The following is a 17,684-nucleotide window of genomic DNA, read 5'->3' on the forward strand; positions in this document are numbered from 1 at the left end:
TCGTGGCAGAGGACAGCGATCTCGAACGGACAGAAGCCGCGACTCCCAAGCGCCGCGAGAAGGCGCGCGAGGAGGGGCAGGTCGCGCGCTCGCGCGAGCTGGCTTCGTTCGCGCTGCTGTCGGCGGGCTTCTACGGCGCGTGGCTCCTGTCCGGCCCGATCAGCGAGCATCTGCGCACGATGCTGCACGCGGCGTTCTCGTTCGACCGCGCCACCGCGTTCGACACCCACCGGATGCTGTCGCACGCGGGCAGCCTGAGCCTGGAAGGTCTCTATGCGCTCGCGCCCTTGCTCGCGCTGACGGGCGTCGCCGCGCTCGCCGCGCCGATGGCGCTCGGCGGCTGGCTCGTGTCGACGAAGACGTTCGAGCTGAAGTTCGAGCGCCTGAATCCGATCACGGGCCTCGGCCGCATTTTCTCGATTCAGGGGCCGATCCAGCTCGGGATGTCGATCGCGAAGACGCTCGTCGTCGGCGGCATCGGCGGCGCCGCGATCTGGCGCAGCAAGGACGAATTGCTCGGCCTCGCGACGCAGCCGCTCCACGCGGCGCTCGCCGACGCGCTGCATCTCGTCGCCGTGTGCTGCGGGATGACGGTCGCGGGAATGCTCGTCGTCGCGGGCCTCGACGTGCCGTATCAACTCTGGCAGTACAACAAGAAGCTGCGCATGACGAAGGAAGAAGTGAAGCGCGAACACCGCGAGAACGAAGGCGATCCGCACGTGAAGGGCCGGATCCGCCAGCAGCAGCGCGCGATGGCGCGCCGCCGGATGATGGCGAACGTGCCGACGGCCGACGTCGTCGTCACGAACCCGACGCACTTCGCGGTCGCGCTCAAGTACACGGACGGCGAGATGCGCGCGCCGAAGGTCGTCGCGAAGGGCGTGAACCTCGTCGCCGGGCGGATCCGCGCGCTCGCGGCCGAGCACCACGTGCCGCTCCTCGAAGCGCCGCCGCTCGCTCGCGCGCTCTATCACAATGTCGATCTCGAACGCGAGATTCCGGGCACGCTGTATTCGGCCGTCGCCGAAGTGCTCGCGTGGGTGTATCAGCTGAAGCGCTTCCGCGCCGAAGGCGGAATCGCGCCCGAGACGCCCGTCGATCTCGAGGTGCCCGCCGAGCTCGACAAGGGCGCGCACGTCGCGCCCGAAGACGAGCAGGAAGAAGCCGAAGACGCGCTCGGCCGCGCCGCCGGAGGTGCCGCATGAACATGCCGGCCGGTTTCCTCGGCAAGCGCTCGCAGCTCCTGGCGGGCACGAACCTGCGCGCGCTCGCGGGCCCGATCCTCATCTGCATGATTCTCGGGATGATGATCCTGCCGCTGCCGCCGCTGCTGCTCGATCTGTTCTTCACGTTCAACATCGCGCTGTCGGTGATGGTGCTGCTCGTCAGCATGTACACGATGAAGCCGCTCGACTTCGCCGCGTTCCCGAGCGTGCTGCTGTTCTCGACGCTCTTGCGCCTGTCGCTGAACGTCGCGTCGACGCGCGTCGTGCTGCTCGAAGGCCACACGGGCCCCGACGCGGCCGGCCAGGTGATCGAGGCGTTCGGCCACTTCCTCGTCGGCGGCAACTTCGCGGTCGGCATCGTCGTGTTCGTGATCCTGATGATCATCAACTTCATGGTGATCACGAAGGGCGCGGGCCGGATCGCCGAAGTGTCCGCGCGCTTCACGCTCGACGCGATGCCCGGCAAGCAGATGGCGATCGACGCCGACCTGAACGCCGGCCTCATCAACGAAGAGCAGGCGAAGAAGCGCCGCCAGGCGGTCGCGCAGGAAGCGGAGTTCTACGGGTCGATGGACGGCGCGTCGAAGTTCGTGCGCGGCGACGCGATCGCGGGCCTCATCATCATGGCGATCAACGTGATCGGCGGCCTGATCGTCGGGATGCTCCAGCACGACATGAGCTTCGCCGCGGCGGGCAAGAACTACACGCTGCTCACGATCGGCGACGGCCTCGTCGCGCAGATCCCGTCGCTCGTGATCTCGACCGCGGCGGGCGTGATCGTGTCGCGCGTCGCGACCGACGAGGACATCGGCACGCAGCTCACGACGCAGCTCTTCACGAACCCGCGCGTCCTGATGATCACGGGCTCGATCATCGTGCTGATGGGCCTCATCCCGAACATGCCGCACTTCGCGTTCCTGCTGCTCGGCGCCGGCGCGATCTGGCTGTCGCGCACGCTGACGAAGCGCGAAGCCGCGAAGAAAGCGGCGGGCATGGTCGCCGAGATCGCGCCGCCGGCGGCGCTGCCGGCCGACAGCCACGAAGCGACGTGGGAAGATGTCACGCTCATCGATCCGCTCGGCCTCGAAGTCGGCTATCGGCTGATTCCGCTCGTCGACAAGAACACCGACGGCGAGCTGCTCAAGCGGATCAAGAGCATCCGCAAGAAGTTCGCGCAGGAAATCGGCTTCCTGCCGCCCGTCATCCATATCCGCGACAACCTCGAGCTGCGTCCGAACGCTTACCGGATCGCGCTGAAGGGCGTCGAGGTCGGCGTCGGCGAAGCGTATCCGGGCCAGTGGCTCGCGATCAATCCGGGCCAGGTGACGGCCGCGCTGCCCGGCGCGCCGACGCAGGATCCGGCGTTCGGGCTGCCCGCCGTCTGGATCGACATGTCGCTGCGCGAGCAGGCGCAGGTGTACGGCTATACGGTCGTCGACGCGAGCACGGTCGTCGCGACGCACCTCAACCACCTCGTCGTCCAGCACGCGGCCGAGCTGCTCGGCCGCCAGGAAGTGCAGGCGCTCATCGAGCGGACCGGCAAGGATGCGCCGTCGCTCGTCGAGGACCTCGTGCCGAAGACGGTCTCGCTCACGACGCTGCAGAAGGTGCTGCAGAACCTGCTCGACGAAGGCGTGCCGATCCGCGACATGCGCACGATCGTCGAGGCCGTGTCCGAGCAGGCGGGCCGCATCACCGATCCGTACGAGCTCACGGCCGCCGTGCGTCTCGCGCTCGGCCGCGCGATCACCCAGCAGTGGTATCCGGGCGCGGGCGAGATGCAGGTGATGGGGCTCGACGCGAATCTCGAGCGCGTGCTGTCGCAGGCGCTCGCCACCGGCGCGAATCCGGGCCTCGAGCCGGGCCTCGCGCACACGCTGCTCATCGGCACGCAAGACGCGATGCTGCGTCAACAGAACATGGGGCTGCCGCCCGTGCTGCTCGTCCAGCACGCGCTGCGCGCGATGCTCGCGCGCTTCCTGCGGCGCAGCCTGCCGCAATTGAAAGTGCTGTCCTACGCCGAAGTGCCGGACACGCGCACGATCAAGGTCGTTAACGTCATCGGGGGTACCGCTTGAACATTCGCAAATTCATTGGTCCGACGAGCCGCGACGCGCTGCGCCTCGTGCGCGAAGCGATGGGCGCCGACGCGGCGGTGCTGTCCAACCGGACGCTCGACGACGGCCGTGTCGAGATCGTCGCGCTGCCCGCCGCCGAGCTCGTCGAAATCTCGACGCGGCGCGCGGCCGCCGAAGCCGCGCACGGCGCGGCCCAGCCGCAAGCGCTCCGCCAGCCGGCGCACCATCCGTCTTCGGCGCCGTCGTTCGCGTCGCCCGCCGCATCGGTCATCGTTCCTTCGGCGGGCGCGTCGGCGTCGCGCGCCGCCGCGAATCCGTACGCGGCGGGCGGCATCCCCGACGTGTTCTCGTCGGTGTTCGGCGCGAGCGTCGATGCGGCGGCCGACGACGATGCGCCGTCCGCCGTCGCGCAGCCGGCCGCTGCGCCGTCCGAACCCGCGCCGTGGCTCGTCGAGCATGCGAAGCGGCTGACGAAGCAGCACGAGGAGCTCGTCGCGCGTCCGCGCGCGGCAACGGCCGCGCAGCACGCGCCGCGCGAGCGCGCGGCCGCCGACGAGCCGCCCGAATGGGCGCGCGACATCGTGCGCAACACCGCGCGCCGGCTGCCGGCCGACGATGCGACGACGTCGAGGCCCGCGGCGCTGCGCCTGCCCGAGGACGCGGCGACCGTCGTCGCGGACGCGGTGAAGGCGCGCATCGAGCGCATCGTCAACGACACGGTGATGCAGGAGCTCGGCTCGCTGCGCGAGCTGATGGAAGAGCAGTTCGCGGGCCTGATGTGGAACGAGCGCCAGCGCCGCAATCCGGTGCACGGCGCGCTGACGAAATACCTGTTCGCTGCGGGCTTTTCCGCGCAGCTCGTGCGGATGGTCGTCGACAACCTGCCGGAAGGCGTCGGCTACGACACGCTCGACGCGGCGGCCGACTGGGCGCACACGGTGCTCGCGGCGAACCTGCCCGTGCTCGACAGCGAGGACGCGCTGATGGAGCGCGGCGGCGTGTTCGCGCTGATGGGGCCGACGGGCGTCGGCAAGACGACGACGACCGCGAAGCTCGCGGCGCGCTGCGTGATGCGCTTCGGCGCGAGCAAGGTCGCGCTCTTGACGACGGACAGCTACCGGATCGGCGGCCACGAGCAACTGCGCATCTTCGGCAAGATCCTCGGCGTGCCGGTGCACGCGGTGAAGGACGGCGGCGATCTGCAGCTCGCGCTCGCCGAGCTGCGCAACAAGCACATGGTGCTGATCGACACGATCGGCATGAGCCAGCGCGACCGCATGGTGTCCGACCAGATCGCGATGCTGTACGGCGCGGACACGCCGGTGCAGCGCCTGCTGCTGCTGAACGCGACGAGCCACGGCGACACGCTGAACGAAGTCGTGCAGGCGTACCGCAGCGCGGCCGGCCAGCCTGAAGCGGCTCTGCCGGATCTCGCCGGCTGCATCCTGACGAAGCTCGACGAGGCGAGCAACCTGGGCGGCGTGCTCGACACGGTGATCCGCTACAAGCTGCCGGTGCACTACGTGTCGACCGGCCAGAAGGTGCCCGAGAACCTGTACGTCGCGACGAAGAAATTCCTGCTGAAGAGCGCGTTCTGCGCGCCGCGCGAGGATTCGCCGTTCGTGCCGCACGACGACGATCTTCCGGCGATGCTGTCCGCGTTGAGCGCGCGCGCCGGCAACGAACTGCACGAGGTCCGCTTTGGATAAGCGCATTACCGACCAGGCTGAAGGATTGCGGCGCCTGCTCGCCGGACGCGCGTCGCGCGTCGTCGCGGTGACGGGCGGACCGTCGGGCGTCGGCTGCACGTCGACGGTCGCCAATCTCGCCGCGGCGCTGACCGCGCTCGGCAAGGACGTGCTCGTCGTCGACGAGCGCGCGAACGTCCGCTCGATCTCGGCGACGCTGTGCGGCTCGTGGCTGCGCGACGGCGAGCCGGTGCGGCACGAGCTCGGATTCGCGATATGCGAGGCGTCGCGGCTCGCGCGCGGCGGCTACAGCGAGACGCAGCTCGCGACGCTCGGCGACGGCGCGGCGGACATCGTGCTGATCGACGCGCAGCTCGACGCGAACGGCGCGCTGTCGGCGCTCGCGCGCGACGCGCACGACGTGCTCGTCGTCACGCGCGTGTCGGCGTCGGCGATCACCGAGGCGTACGCGTGCATGAAGCGGCTGCATTACGCGCATGCGCTCGCGCAGTTCCGCGTGCTGACGAATCACGTGCAGAGCGCCGCCGACGCGAGGGCCGCATACGAGAACCTCGCCGGCGTCGCGAGCCGCTATCTGCGGGTGTCGCTGTCGGACGCCGGGTGCGTCGCCGCCGATCAGTTGATCGAACGCGCGCGCGGGCTCGCGCACACGGTGGTGGACGCGTTTCCGTCGGCGGCGGCGGCGCGCGATTACCGGCAGATCGCCGCCGATCTGCTGTATTGGCCGATGCGCCCGGGTCCGGGCGTCGGCCGGGTCCGGACGGGAAGTTCGGCGTTTGAACGGGGTGCGGCTCATGCCGCCTGAACGCCACGACGAAGAGAGGGCATGATGTATAACGCTCAAGGCAAGATTTCCCAGGACGAAGTGCTGACGCAATACGCGCCGCTCGTGCGTCGTCTCGGCCTGCAGCTCGTCGCGAAGATGCCGGCGAGCGTGGACCTCGACGACCTGATCCAGGCCGGCATGATCGGCCTGCTCGACGCGGCGAGCCGCTACAAGGAAGACCAGGGCGCGCAGTTCGAGACCTACGCGACGCAGCGGATCCGCGGCGCGATGCTCGACGAGCTGCGCAGCAACGACTGGCTGCCGCGCAGCCTGCGCAAGACCTCGCGTGAGGTCGAGCACGCGGTTCACCAGGTCGAGCAGCGGCTCGGCCGCTCGGCGAACGAAACGGAAGTCGCCGCGCATCTGCAGATGCCGCTCGGCGAATACCAGTCGATGCTGCAGGATCTGCACGGCAGCCAGCTCGTCTATTACGAGGATTTCGACCGCTCGGCCGACGACGAGCCGTTCCTCGACCGCTACCGCGCCGACCATGCCGATCCGCTGTCCGCGCTGCTCGACGATCATCTGCGCAGCGCGCTCGTCGACGCGATCGAGCACCTGCCCGAGCGCGAGAAGCTGCTGATGTCGCTGTACTACGAGCGCGGCCTGAACCTGCGCGAGATCGGCGCGGTGCTCGAGGTGAGCGAGTCGCGCGTGTGCCAGCTGCACAGCCAGGCGGTCGCGCGCCTGCGCGCGAAGCTGCGCGAGCAGGCGTGGGTCGGCACGGAGAGCTGAGCCGTTCGCGCGACGATCGGGCGCGAAACGGGAAAACGCGCTGACGAAGCCGGACGAAATGCCGCGCGCGAGCGGCCGGCCCGCCCGCTAGGAAAATTTCGTCTCGATTTGCTACAATCCCACCTCGTTTCCGAGGAGCGTTGCGACGGGCCCCGCCCGCCAGGCTCGGAAATGGTCAACCAAGCGGTGTGTCGGCGCAGTATCGTCGCGTAGCGGCGATCGTTCTCGCCGATGCCGGCCGCTTATTTGAACGGCGCTCACGTCACAATTTTCTAGAACTTTTTTAGAAAGGAGGGCGTGATGAACGCCGCTGTCATCGATTCCAATTCCTCGCAAGATTACGTCGTCGCCGATATCGCGCTTGCCGGCTGGGGCCGCAAGGAGCTGAACATCGCCGAGACCGAGATGCCCGGCCTCGTGCAGATCCGCGACGAATACAAGGCGCAGCAGCCGCTCAAGGGCGCGCGCATCGCCGGTTCGCTGCACATGACGATCCAGACGGGCGTGCTGATCGAGACGCTGAAGGCGCTCGGCGCCGATGTCCGCTGGGCGTCGTGCAACATCTTCTCGACGCAGGATCACGCGGCGGCCGCGATCGTCGAAGCCGGCACGCCGGTGTTCGCGTTCAAGGGCGAGTCGCTCGACGAATACTGGGAGTTCACGCACCGCATCTTCGAATGGCCGAACGGCGAGTTCGCGAACATGATCCTCGACGACGGCGGCGATGCGACGCTGCTCCTCATCCTCGGCTCGAAGGCCGAGCAGGACCGCTCGGTGATCGCGAAGCCGACCAACGAGGAAGAAGTCGCGCTCTTCAAGGCGATCGCGCGCCACCTCGAAGTCGACGGCAACTGGTACTCGAAGCGCCTGTCGCACATCAAGGGCGTGACCGAAGAGACGACGACGGGCGTGCACCGCCTGTATCAGATGGAAAAGGACGGCCGCCTGCCGTTCCCGGCGTTCAACGTGAACGATTCGGTGACGAAGTCGAAGTTCGACAACCTGTACGGCTGCCGCGAGTCGCTCGTCGACGGCATCAAGCGCGCGACCGACGTGATGATCGCGGGCAAGGTCGCGGTCGTCGCGGGCTACGGCGACGTGGGCAAGGGCTGCGCGCAATCGCTGCGCGGCCTCGGCGCGACCGTGTGGATCACCGAAATCGATCCGATCTGCGCGCTGCAGGCGGCGATGGAAGGCTACCGCGTCGTGACGATGGAATACGCGGCCGACAAGGCCGATATCTTCGTGACCGCGACCGGCAACTACCACGTGATCGGCCACGATCACATGAAGGCGATGCGCCACAACGCGATCGTCTGCAACATCGGCCACTTCGACTCGGAAATCGACGTCGCGTCGACCCGCCAGTACCAGTGGGAGAACATCAAGCCGCAGGTCGACCACATCATCTTCCCGGACGGCAAGCGCGTGATCCTGCTGGCAGAAGGCCGCCTCGTGAACCTCGGCTGCGCGACCGGCCACCCGTCGTTCGTGATGTCGAATTCGTTCGCGAACCAGACGCTCGCGCAGATCGAGCTGTTCGTGCGCGGCGATCAGTACGAGAACAAGGTGTACGTGCTGCCGAAGCATCTCGACGAGAAGGTCGCGCGCCTGCACCTCGCGCGCATCGGCGCGCAGCTCTCCGAGCTGTCCGACGATCAGGCGTCGTACATCGGCGTGCCGAAGGCGGGCCCGTTCAAGCCGGATCACTATCGTTACTGATATCTTGATCCGTACCCGGCGCGCGGACGCCGGGCGGCCGCCCGCCTGACGTCCGCCGCGCGCGGCGCGTCGGCGGGCGAAGTGCGCCGCCCGACGCGCCGCGCGTTCTCATCTTCCGGGGCGGCCGCGCTCGGCCGGATCGTCAACCGCAGAAGGAGCTTCACATGACCGTCATCCTGACCTGGATCATCAACGCGCTCGCGCTCTTGATCATCACGTACCTCGTGCCGTCGATCCACATCAAGAGCTTCGGCACGGCGCTCATCGTGGCGGTCGTGCTGGGCCTCATCAACGCGGTGATCCGGCCGATCCTGATCCTGCTCACGCTGCCCGTGACGATCGTCACGCTCGGCCTCTTCATCCTCGTCGTGAACGCGCTGTGCTTCTGGCTCGCGTCGTCGCTGCTGAAGGGCTTCGAAGTGTCGGGATTCTGGTCCGCGTTCTTCGGTTCGATCCTGTACAGCATCGTGTCGTGGCTGCTGTCCGCCCTGATCTTCGGTCAGCGCAACATCGGCTGACGGGGTGATCCCTGAATCATGAACCCGATCGAACTTTCCTTTGAATTCTTTCCGCCGAAGACGGTGGAAGGCGTCGACAAGCTGCGCGCGACGCGCGCGCAGCTCGCGCCGCTCAAGCCGAAATTCGTGTCCGTCACGTTCGGCGCGGGCGGCTCGACGCAGCAAGGCACGCTCGACACCGTGCTCGACATGCAGAAAGCGGGGCTCGAAGCCGCGCCGCACCTGTCGTGCATCGGTTCGTCGAAGGACAGCCTGCGCGCGATTCTCGACCAGTACCGCTCGCACGGCATCCGCCACATCGTCGCGCTGCGCGGCGATTTGCCGTCCGGCATGGGCGAGGTGGGCGAGCTGCGCTATGCGTCCGAGCTCGTCAGCTTCATCCGCGCCGAGCACGGCGACTGGTTCCGGATCGAAGTCGCCGCGTATCCGGAGTACCACCCGCAGGCCCGCTCGCCGAAGGCCGATCTCGAGAACTTCGCGCGCAAGGTGAAGGCGGGCGCGAACGCCGCGATCACGCAGTACTTCTACAACGCGGACGCGTACTTCCGCTTCGTCGAGGACGCGGCGAAGCTCGGCGTCGACGTGCCGATCGTGCCCGGCATCATGCCGATCACGAACTTCTCGCAGCTCATGCGCTTTTCCGAGATGTGCGGCGCCGAAGTGCCGCGCTGGGTCGCGCGCCGGCTCGAGAGCTTCGGCGACGACAAGGACTCGATCCGCGCGTTCGGCGCGGACGTCGTCACGGGTCTTTGCCGGCGGCTGATCGACGCAGGCGTGCCCGGCCTGCACTTCTACACGCTGAACGGCGCGGCGGCGACGAAGATCGTCTGCGAGCGGCTGGGTCTCTGAGGCAGGCGCGCAGGCGGCGCGTCAGCGAGTACGACGAGGCGAAACCTTCCGGTTTCGCCTCTTTTTTTGCCCGAATTTCCGCGTTCGATCGACAGGCGCGACGCGCAACGAAGCGCCGCCGCGCGACCGCACGCCGTTCATGCCTGCGCGCGCGCGAGCGGCGGCCGCTTGTCGAACCACGGGCGCGCGAGCTCGAGCTGCCGCGCGAGCTTGAAGAGCCGGGCGTCGTCGCCGTGGCGCGCGACGAACTGGACGCCGACCGGCAGCCCGCGCGGCGTCCAATGCAGCGGCACCGACATCGCCGGCTGCCCGGTCAGATTGAAGAGTTCGGTGCAGCCCGCCCACGCGAACGCCTTCTGCGACGCCTCCGCGAGCATCCGCTTGAGCAGCGGCTTCACCGGCAGCACGCCGAGCATCTCCATCTGCCGCGTCTCGAACGGCGTCGGCTGCATCTCGCCGATCTTGATCGGCGGCGCGGCGAGCGTCGCGCACAGGATCACGTCGTAGCGCGACACGAGGCCCGCGACGCGCGCGGTGATCTGCCGCTGCAGCTCGAGCATGTGCGGCAGCCGCTCGCGCGCGAGCCGGCGGCCGACCTGCGCCATCGCCCAGGTCGCGGGCTCGAATTCGGCGCGCGCGGGCTTGCGTCCGGTGATTTTTTCCGCGCCGAGCACGAGTTCGCCGGCGATCGTCGCCCAGATCGTCAGGAACACCTCGTTGATCTGCGCGAAGTCGAGATTGAGCGACATCGGCTCGACGTTATGCCCGAGCGATGCGGCGAGCGACGCGGCGCCGTCGAGCGCGTCGAGCACGTCGGCGGACAGCGCCGGCGCGAGCATCGGGTCCGTTACGTAGCCGATCTTGAGCGCGGGCGGCGGCGCGTCGAGCGCGCCGAGATACGTGTCGGGCGCGCCGGCGGCATCGAGCCTGCCCGGCGCGGCCCGTCCCGTGGTGATGTCGAGGAGGAGCGCGCTGTCGCGCACGCTGCGCGAGACCGCATGCTCGACGACGATCTCGCCCGGCACGGGCCACGGCGCGAGCGCCGGATCGCGCGACGGCTTGAAGCCGAACAGGCCGCAGCACGACGCGGGAATCCGGATCGAGCCGCCGCCGTCGGACGCGTGCGCGAGCGGCACGATGCCCGCGGCCACGGCCGCCGCCGAGCCGCCGCTCGAGCCGCCCGGCGTGTGATCGAGATTCCACGGGTTGCGGCACGCACCGAACAGCGCGGGCTCGGTGTACGGCATCTGCCCAAGTTCGGACGTGTTGGTCTTGCCGAAGATGTTGAGCCCGGCCGCCTTCGTCCGGGCGACGAGCGGCGAATCTTCGGCCGGCACGTAGTGGCGATAGTGGCGGCTGCCGAGCGACAGCGGCAGCCCGCCCACCGCGGAGCCGAGATCCTTGACGAGATACGGCACGCCGGCGAGCGGCCCGTCGAGCGCGCCATTCGTCGCGCGGTCGCGCGCGGCCGCGTAGTCGTTCAGCACGATCGCGTTGAGCGCCGGATTGAGCGCTTCCGCGCGGCCGATCGCGGCGTCGAGCAACTCGCGCGCGCTGGCTTCGCGCCGTGCGACGAGCTGCGCGAGACCGATTGCGTCGTGAGACAGATAGTCGGACTGCACGGTCATCTCCCGTGGTGACGAGCGGCGATTCGGAATTCGGAGCGGGTGAAGCGGCGCGCCCGCGCGCGCGTGGCGCGCCGGCGCGGCGATTGCACGCAGCTTACAGGTGTTCGGCGAGGAACGTCAGCGTGCGGCCGTGCGCGAGCGCCGCCGCGCGCTGGTCGTACGTCGCGCGATCCGAGCAGTTGAAGCCGTGCTGCGCGTCCGGGTACAGGTGGAACTCGGCGTTTGCGCGGCCGGCGAACGCGGCCTTCACGTTGTCGACCGCGTCGAGCGGGATCGACTGGTCGTGGCCCGCGTAGTGAAAGAGGATCGGCTGCGCGATCTTCGCCGCGACGTCGACGTGATTCTGGATGCCGCCGCCGTAATACGCGACCGCGACGTCGACGTGCCGCTGCGCGGCGGCGAGATACGCGAGGCGCCCGCCGAAGCAATAGCCGATCGCGGCGAGCTTGCCCTCGACCTCGGGACGCGCACGCAGCGCCGCGGCGGCCGCGCCGATGTCGGCGACCGCCAGCGCGACGTCGGTCTTCTGCAGCAGCTCGATGCCCTTCTCGCGGTCCGCGCCCTCGTAGCCGAGCTCGATGCGCGGCTGCGTGCGCCAGAACACGTCGGGCGCGAGCGCGACGTAGCCGTCGGCCGCGTACTGGTCGGCGACCGAGCGGATATGGCTGTTGACGCCGAAGATCTCCTGAATGATGACGACGGCCGGGCCCTTGCCGCGCTTGGGCAGCGCGAGATAGCCGCCGAACGTGTCGTTGCCTGCGGGGATGTCGATCCATTGCGAAGCCATGCTGATCTCCTGGCAAAGCAGGACCGGTGACGGTCCTGACGGTGAATGTAAAAGCGGGGCCCAGTGTGCCATCAAACCTCCGTCGATGCAGTGACGCGCCATGCCCGCGCAACGCCCGCGCCCGAGGCGTTCGCGCGAGCCCCGGGGCGCTCGCGCGAGCCTTCTCGCCGCGCGATCGGATCGATCTGGATTATTCATTTTTCAGCGCCGTCGCGCGCGGGTACAGTCGTTGCATCGATCCCGCCGGTCTCCCGCGTGACCGCATCCGCATCCCTGCATTCATTCGAGGATTCGCCATGACTTCCCGCATTGCCCCGACTCCGTTCGCCGTCCGCTTCGACTTGCGTCTGCCGCTCGTGCAGGCGCCGATGGTCGGCGCGACGACGCCCGCGCTCGTCGCGGCCGCGTCCAACGCCGGCGCGCTCGGCAGCCTGGGCGGCGCGTCGTTCGCGCCCGACAGGCTCGCCGCCGAGATCGACGCGGTGCGCGCGGCGACGAGCCGTCCGTTCGCCGTGAATCTGTTCGTGCTGCCCGACGCGCATCCGGACGACGCGACCGTGCGTCGCGCGCTCGCCGCGATCGACCCGCTGCGCGCGCAGTTCGGACTGCCGCCCGGCGCGCCGCCCGCGCGCTACGCGCCCGATTTTCGCGCGCAGCTCGATGCGCTCGTCGACGCGCGCGTGCCGGTCGCGAGCTTCACGTTCGGCGTGCTCGACAAGGAAGACGTCGCGCGGCTGCAGGCGGCGGGCACGTACGTGATCGGCACCGCGACGCACGTCGCCGAAGGCCTCGCGTGGCAGTCGGCCGGCGCCGACGCGATCTGCGCACAGGGTGCGGAAGCGGGCGGCCATCGCGGCACGTTCATCGGCTCGGCCGAAGACGCGCTCGTCGGCACGATGGCGCTCGTGCCGCAGCTCGTCGACGCGACCGGCCTGCCGGTGCTCGCGGCGGGCGGCATCATGGACGGACGCGGAATCGCCGCCGCGCTCGCGCTCGGCGCGCAGGCGGCGCAGCTCGGCACCGCGTTCCTCGCATGCGCGGAAAGCGCGATCCCCGCGTGCTGGAAGGCGCGCCTGCTCACGAGCGACGACACGTCGACGGCCGTCACGCGCGCGATCACGGGCCGGCATGCACGCGGCATCCGCAACGCGTTGATGACGCAACTGACCGAGCGACTCGATTCGGTCGCGCCGTACCCGGTGCAAAACGCGCTGACGCAAGAGCTGCGGCAAGCAGCCGCGCGCGCGGGCGACGCCGAGTATCTGTCGCTGTGGTCCGGCCAGGGCGCGCCGCTCGGCAAGCACCGCGATGCAGCACAAACGACCGCGCAACTGATCGACGCGCTCGATTCGGAGTGGCGCGCGACGCTTTCGCGCCACACTATTTCGGTCGACTGACGAGTCGGCCGGCGCGACAAAAACACGCGCCGGCCGCGTTGCCCGACACGCTTTGTTCACCGAATTATTTCAATCGAAAGACATTGATTGAAAACATGATTGAAATCGCTTTCCCAATCATTAATTGCGCCTTTCGTTTCTTCATCTGAATTGGCGGAAACCCTTACGTTTAGCGGGTTTGCGGCCGATCGGACCAGGTTTTCCGCAAGCGCGGCATCGGTAGTCGTCCCAGTTCTCTAAAAACGTCCCACTTATTAATTTGATCACCTACACTTGCGCGCAAGCACGTGAAGGCCGCCCCGCATGCGGTGCATCGCGCGCTTGATTGGTGCAAGTGCATGAACCAATGCAGCCGGCGAATCGTCCAGTGATTTTTTGTCGAACACGAGGATCGGTGCGGGGCGTCGGTGAAGGCGTTTTTTTGGATTGAAACTGGAGACTTCCATGAATATCAAGATGCAAAAGCTGCTGCCGATCAGTGCGGCAGCTATGCTGTTGGCTGCAGCCGCCACGAACGCTGCTGCCGACCAGGTCGTCAAGATCGGCCACGTCGCACCGTTGACGGGCGGGATCGCCCACCTCGGCAAGGACAACGAAAACGGCGCGCGTCTCGCGGTCGAAGAGATCAATGCGAAGGGTCTCACGATCGGCGGCCAGAAGATCACGCTCCAGCTCGATGCACAAGACGACGCGGCCGACCCGCGCACCGCGACGCAGGTCGCGCAGAAGCTCGTCGACGACAAGGTCGCCGCAGTCGTCGGCCACCTGAACTCGGGCACGTCGATTCCGGCCTCGAAGATCTACAGCGATGCGGGCATCGTGCAGATCTCGCCGTCGGCGACGAATCCGGCTTACACGCAGCAAGGCTTCAAGACGACCTACCGCGTCGTCGCGACCGACGCGCAGCAAGGCCCGGCGCTCGCCAACTACGCGCGCTCGAAGGGCATCAAGAGCGTCGCCGTCGTCGACGATTCGACCGCGTACGGCCAGGGCCTCGCGAACGAATTCGAGAAAAAGGCGAAGGCGCTCGGCCTGAAGGTGGTGTCGCATGACGCGACGAACGACAAGGCGGTCGACTTCCGCGCGATCCTGACGAAGATCAAGGGTGAGAATCCGGACGCCGTGATGTACGGCGGCATGGACGCGACGGGCGGCCCGTTCGCGAAGCAGGCGAAGCAGCTCGGCCTGCGCGCGAAGATTCTCGCGGGCGACGGCGTTTGCACGGAAAAGCTGTCGGACCTGGCGGGCGATGCGACCGACAACGTCGTGTGCTCGGAAGCGGGCGCGTCGCTCGAGAAGATGCCGGGCGGCGCGGCGTTCAAGGCGAAGTACGAGAAGCGCTTCGGCCAGCCGATCCAGATCTACGCGCCGTTCACGTATGACGCGGTGTACATCATCGTCGACGCGATGAAGCGCGCGAACTCGACCGATCCGGCGAAGATCGTCGCGGTGATGCCGAAGACGAACTACACGGGCGTGATCGGCACGACGACCTTCGATTCGAAGGGCGACCTGCAGCACGGCGTGATTTCGCTGTACGACTACAAGAACGGCAAGAAGACGTTCCTGGACGAAGTCAAGATGTAACCGTCTGCGCGGCCGACGGAGGGGGCGGGGCGCGCATGCCGAACGGCATGCGCGCCTCGTTTTTTTTGAGAGAAAGAGAGAGGACGAGCAGAGCGGGCGGTCGGGCGAATGCCTCGGCGCTGCGGACGGGCTTGCCCGCGCCGGATCAGATCTTCAGCCGGCTCAGCGTTTTTGGCGCGACGATCGCGACGAGCGCCGCGCACAGCGCGACGATCGACAGCCCGACTGAAAGATTGGCCGCCTGCGCGACCGCGCCGATCACGACCGGCCCGAACAGCAGCCCGAAGTACGCGAGCCCCGCGACGTGCGCGAGCCCTTCGGCCGCGTGGATGCCTTCGACCCGCGCGGCGGCGGCGAACAGCACGGGCATCATGTTGGCGAGGCCGAGGCCCATCAGCGTGAAGCCCGCCAGCGCGACGAGCGGGTACGGCAGCGCGAGCGCGCCGATCATGCCGACGCACGCGAGCGTCGCGCTCGCGCAGACGAGTTGCGGCGCGCCGAAGCGTGCGCGGACCGCATCGCCCGCGAAACGCGCGGCGGCCATGCCGCCCGAGAACGCCGCGTACGCCGCGCTCGCGAACGCCGGCGACGCGGACACGACGTCGCGCATGTAAACAGTCGCCCAGTCGTACATCGCGCCTTCGGCGATCAGCGCGATGAGCGCGATTGCGCCGAGCGCCCACAGCGCGGACGAGCGCCAGCGGTTCGCGCGCGGGCCGCCGTGCGCGCCGGCGTCGGCGTGCGGCACGTGCGGCAGCACGGCCGGGCAGGCGACGACGAGCACGAGCGCGCTCGCGAACGCGGCGAGCGCGAGATGCACGGCGCTCGCCATGCCGGCCGACAGCAGCGCGCCGCCCGCGGCGGCACCCGCCATCCCGCCGACGCTGAACATCCCGTGCAGCATCGACATGATCGGCTTGCCGAACGCCGATTCGACCGCGCTCGCCTCGGCGTTCATCGCGACGTCGAGCGTCGCGATCGAGAAGCCGAACAACGCGAGCACCGCGAGCAGCAGCGGGTAGGACGGCACGACGAGGATCAGCGCGCCGCATGCGGACATCGCGAGGCCGCCTGTCAGACACGCGGTTCGGGAGCCGACGCGCGCGATCCAGCGTGCGTTGGTCGTCATCGCGACGATCGAGCCGATCGCGACCGCGAGGAGTGCGAACGACAGCAGCGCGGGCGACAGCGCAAACTTGTCGCGCACGGTCGGCACGTGCACGCCCCACGACGCATACATCATGCCCGCGACGAAGAAGAGCGCCATCGTCGCCGCCCGTGCGCGCTGGCGGGCGGATGCCGGAAGCCGGCGATGGATGGAGGCGGGCGAAGCGAGATCGGGCGACGGGTCGGACACGGGAGGCTCGGCGGGGGACGGGGTGAGATCGGGTGAGAACGGCGTGCGAAGCTTACGCGGCGCTTAACAAAACAGCGCCGATTCTAGCGGAGCGCGTCGCGTCTTGCTTGCGCTTGCCGGGTTGCGCGCGATGCGCCGGCGAGTGCATGCTTGGCGTGCGCCGCCGCCGTTGGCTCGCCGATCGCATCCGCCGGGCGCGCCGACGCGTTCGGCGCGCCCGGCCCGTACGGACGCCGGTCCGGCCCGAGCGTTTCGCCTCCGCATGCAAGGATTACGCACGTGAACATTTCCGCCGTTTTGCCGCTTCATCTTCTACACCGCAATGCGCTCGGCACGCTCGCGACGCAATCGCGCGCGCCCGAAGGCTATCCGTATCCGACCGTCGTGCCGTACGCGGTCGACGCGCAGCACCGGCCGGTCGTGCTCGTGAGCGGGCTCGCCGAGCACACGCGCAATCTCGCGGCCGATCCGCGCGCCGGATTTCTCGTCGTCGACGGCCTGGGCAACGCGGCGGGCGCATCGGACAACGTGCTCGAGGCGGAACGCGCAACGCTCGTCGGCCGCTTCGAGCCGGTCGGCACCGATGAGCACGTCGCCGCGCGCTACCTGCGCTATCACCCGGACGGCGAACGCTATCTCGCGCTCGGCGATTTCACGTTCTGGGCACTCGCGTGCGAGCGGCTCCGCTATATCGGCGGATTCGGGCGGATGGGCTGGCTCGACGCGACCGAGCTGGATCCGCTCGCGCCTGTCGGGTACGACGACGAGCGCGCGCTATGGGACGAATACGATGCGTCGCGAGAGCGGCGCGCCGGGCTCGAATTGCTCGGCGTCGACCGCTACGGCGCGGACTGGCGTTTGAATGGATCGAGGCGGCGCACGCCGTTCGATGTGCCGAAAATGGACGCCGATGCGCTGTCCGCGGCACTGCGGGAGGCGTCGGCCGTTTCGTTTACGTAAAGCAGCGGGGCGGATTATGAGCGATTGCGCACATTGCGGGCGTATTAAACGAGATAAGGCGACGGCCGCGCTTTGAATCCGTGGAACCTTTCGTTTCATGAAAACTTCTAATTTGATCGCCTGGATCAATTGCGCAATTTGCGAGCTTAAAATATGTACTGAATTCAGCCAATCCACTTGTAAGACTAGCGATAATTGCAAATGAAGCGGACGCTGGTCAAATTGAACAATCAAATCACAAAATACAACATCTATTTTCTGCGATACGGTATTCGCTGAATTCTTTTTTGTGCTAACCTTTGATC

14 protein-coding genes and 1 riboswitch are annotated in these 17,684 nt (G+C 68.1%); of the genes, 11 read left to right on the top strand and 3 right to left on the bottom strand.

Translation table 11 applies throughout. From position 1 onward, the window contains the following. Window positions 1–2 precede the first annotated feature (2 nt). From flhB to metF, 8 genes are all read left to right on the top strand, one after another. Window positions 3–1,205 (top strand): flagellar biosynthesis protein FlhB, encoded by a 1,203-nt coding sequence (gene flhB, locus BG90_RS08530; RefSeq protein WP_010117393.1) that lies wholly within the window; start codon window positions 3–5, stop codon window positions 1,203–1,205. Continuing rightward, window positions 1,202–3,304, top strand: coding sequence for a flagellar biosynthesis protein FlhA (gene flhA / locus BG90_RS08535; RefSeq protein WP_010107058.1), 2,103 nt, complete (start codon window positions 1,202–1,204; stop codon window positions 3,302–3,304). Before flhB ends, flhA begins: the two co-directional genes overlap by 4 nt. Continuing rightward, entirely contained in the window at window positions 3,301–5,013 is a 1,713-nt protein-coding gene (flhF, locus tag BG90_RS08540; protein WP_045568112.1) for a flagellar biosynthesis GTPase FlhF, read from the top strand. Before flhA ends, flhF begins: the two co-directional genes overlap by 4 nt. After that, entirely contained in the window at window positions 5,006–5,818 is an 813-nt protein-coding gene (locus BG90_RS08545; RefSeq protein ID WP_010107054.1) for a nucleotide-binding protein, read from the top strand. Before flhF ends, BG90_RS08545 begins: the two co-directional genes overlap by 8 nt. Before the next feature lie 21 nt (window positions 5,819–5,839). Continuing rightward, window positions 5,840–6,574 carry an RNA polymerase sigma factor FliA gene (locus BG90_RS08550; protein WP_010117390.1) on the top strand — a complete coding sequence of 245 codons (735 nt, stop codon included), beginning with the start codon at window positions 5,840–5,842 and terminating at the stop codon, window positions 6,572–6,574. Window positions 6,575–6,700: 126 nt separating this feature from the next. Continuing rightward, a riboswitch (S-adenosyl-L-homocysteine riboswitch) is annotated at window positions 6,701–6,840 on the top strand. Window positions 6,841–6,874: 34 nt separating this feature from the next. After that, window positions 6,875–8,296: an adenosylhomocysteinase gene (gene ahcY, locus BG90_RS08555; RefSeq protein ID WP_010117389.1), complete on the top strand. Its 1,422-nt coding sequence runs from the start codon at window positions 6,875–6,877 to the stop codon at window positions 8,294–8,296. Window positions 8,297–8,460: 164 nt separating this feature from the next. Beyond that, the gene (locus tag BG90_RS08560; protein WP_010107049.1) at window positions 8,461–8,814 is read left to right on the top strand and encodes a phage holin family protein; all 354 of its coding nucleotides are present in this window, start codon (window positions 8,461–8,463) and stop codon (window positions 8,812–8,814) included. Between the two features lie 18 nt (window positions 8,815–8,832). Next, window positions 8,833–9,663, top strand: coding sequence for a methylenetetrahydrofolate reductase [NAD(P)H] (gene metF, locus BG90_RS08565; RefSeq protein WP_010107048.1), 831 nt, complete (start codon window positions 8,833–8,835; stop codon window positions 9,661–9,663). A gap of 137 nt (window positions 9,664–9,800) precedes the next feature. Here the strand turns inward: metF and BG90_RS08570 are convergent, their stop codons facing one another. Together BG90_RS08570 and BG90_RS08575 are read right to left on the bottom strand one after the other, a co-directional pair. Continuing rightward, window positions 9,801–11,291, bottom strand: a complete 1,491-nt coding sequence (locus tag BG90_RS08570) for an amidase (protein ID WP_010117384.1) — start codon at window positions 11,289–11,291, stop codon at window positions 9,801–9,803. A gap of 94 nt (window positions 11,292–11,385) precedes the next feature. Continuing rightward, window positions 11,386–12,078 (bottom strand): dienelactone hydrolase family protein, encoded by a 693-nt coding sequence (locus BG90_RS08575; protein WP_010107046.1) that lies wholly within the window; start codon window positions 12,076–12,078, stop codon window positions 11,386–11,388. A 296-nt stretch (window positions 12,079–12,374) separates the two neighbouring features. On the opposite strand from BG90_RS08575, the gene BG90_RS08580 reads away from it, so the two are divergent. Next, window positions 12,375–13,475 carry an NAD(P)H-dependent flavin oxidoreductase gene (locus tag BG90_RS08580; RefSeq protein WP_010117381.1) on the top strand — a complete coding sequence of 367 codons (1,101 nt, stop codon included), beginning with the start codon at window positions 12,375–12,377 and terminating at the stop codon, window positions 13,473–13,475. 444 nt (window positions 13,476–13,919) lie between these two features. Next, on the top strand, window positions 13,920–15,062 hold the full coding sequence (locus BG90_RS08585; RefSeq protein ID WP_010117379.1) for a branched-chain amino acid ABC transporter substrate-binding protein: 1,143 nt from the start codon (window positions 13,920–13,922) through the stop codon (window positions 15,060–15,062). Between the two features lie 145 nt (window positions 15,063–15,207). On the opposite strand, the gene BG90_RS08590 is transcribed toward BG90_RS08585, so the two are convergent. Then, window positions 15,208–16,419 carry an MFS transporter gene (locus BG90_RS08590; protein ID WP_025990039.1) on the bottom strand — a complete coding sequence of 404 codons (1,212 nt, stop codon included), beginning with the start codon at window positions 16,417–16,419 and terminating at the stop codon, window positions 15,208–15,210. A 279-nt stretch (window positions 16,420–16,698) separates the two neighbouring features. Between BG90_RS08590 and BG90_RS08600 the strand changes: the two genes are divergently transcribed. Beyond that, the gene (locus tag BG90_RS08600; protein WP_010117374.1) at window positions 16,699–17,379 is read left to right on the top strand and encodes a HugZ family pyridoxamine 5'-phosphate oxidase; all 681 of its coding nucleotides are present in this window, start codon (window positions 16,699–16,701) and stop codon (window positions 17,377–17,379) included. Window positions 17,380–17,684: the final 305 nt, after the last annotated feature.

The sequence above is a fragment of the Burkholderia oklahomensis C6786 genome (assembly GCF_000959365.1).
Lineage (GTDB): Bacteria > Pseudomonadota > Gammaproteobacteria > Burkholderiales > Burkholderiaceae > Burkholderia > Burkholderia oklahomensis.

Coding starts and splice junctions, on each gene's coding strand:
- BG90_RS08580 (WP_010117381.1), top strand. CDS start 12,375: ATGACTTCCCGCATTGCCCCGACTCCGTTCGCCGTCCGCTTCGACTTG.
- metF (WP_010107048.1), top strand. CDS start 8,833: ATGAACCCGATCGAACTTTCCTTTGAATTCTTTCCGCCGAAGACGGTG.
- BG90_RS08570 (WP_010117384.1), bottom strand. CDS start 11,291: ATGACCGTGCAGTCCGACTATCTGTCTCACGACGCAATCGGTCTCGCG.
- BG90_RS08585 (WP_010117379.1), top strand. CDS start 13,920: ATGAATATCAAGATGCAAAAGCTGCTGCCGATCAGTGCGGCAGCTATG.
- BG90_RS08550 (WP_010117390.1), top strand. CDS start 5,840: ATGATGTATAACGCTCAAGGCAAGATTTCCCAGGACGAAGTGCTGACG.
- ahcY (WP_010117389.1), top strand. CDS start 6,875: ATGAACGCCGCTGTCATCGATTCCAATTCCTCGCAAGATTACGTCGTC.
- BG90_RS08560 (WP_010107049.1), top strand. CDS start 8,461: ATGACCGTCATCCTGACCTGGATCATCAACGCGCTCGCGCTCTTGATC.
- flhA (WP_010107058.1), top strand. CDS start 1,202: ATGAACATGCCGGCCGGTTTCCTCGGCAAGCGCTCGCAGCTCCTGGCG.
- BG90_RS08575 (WP_010107046.1), bottom strand. CDS start 12,078: ATGGCTTCGCAATGGATCGACATCCCCGCAGGCAACGACACGTTCGGC.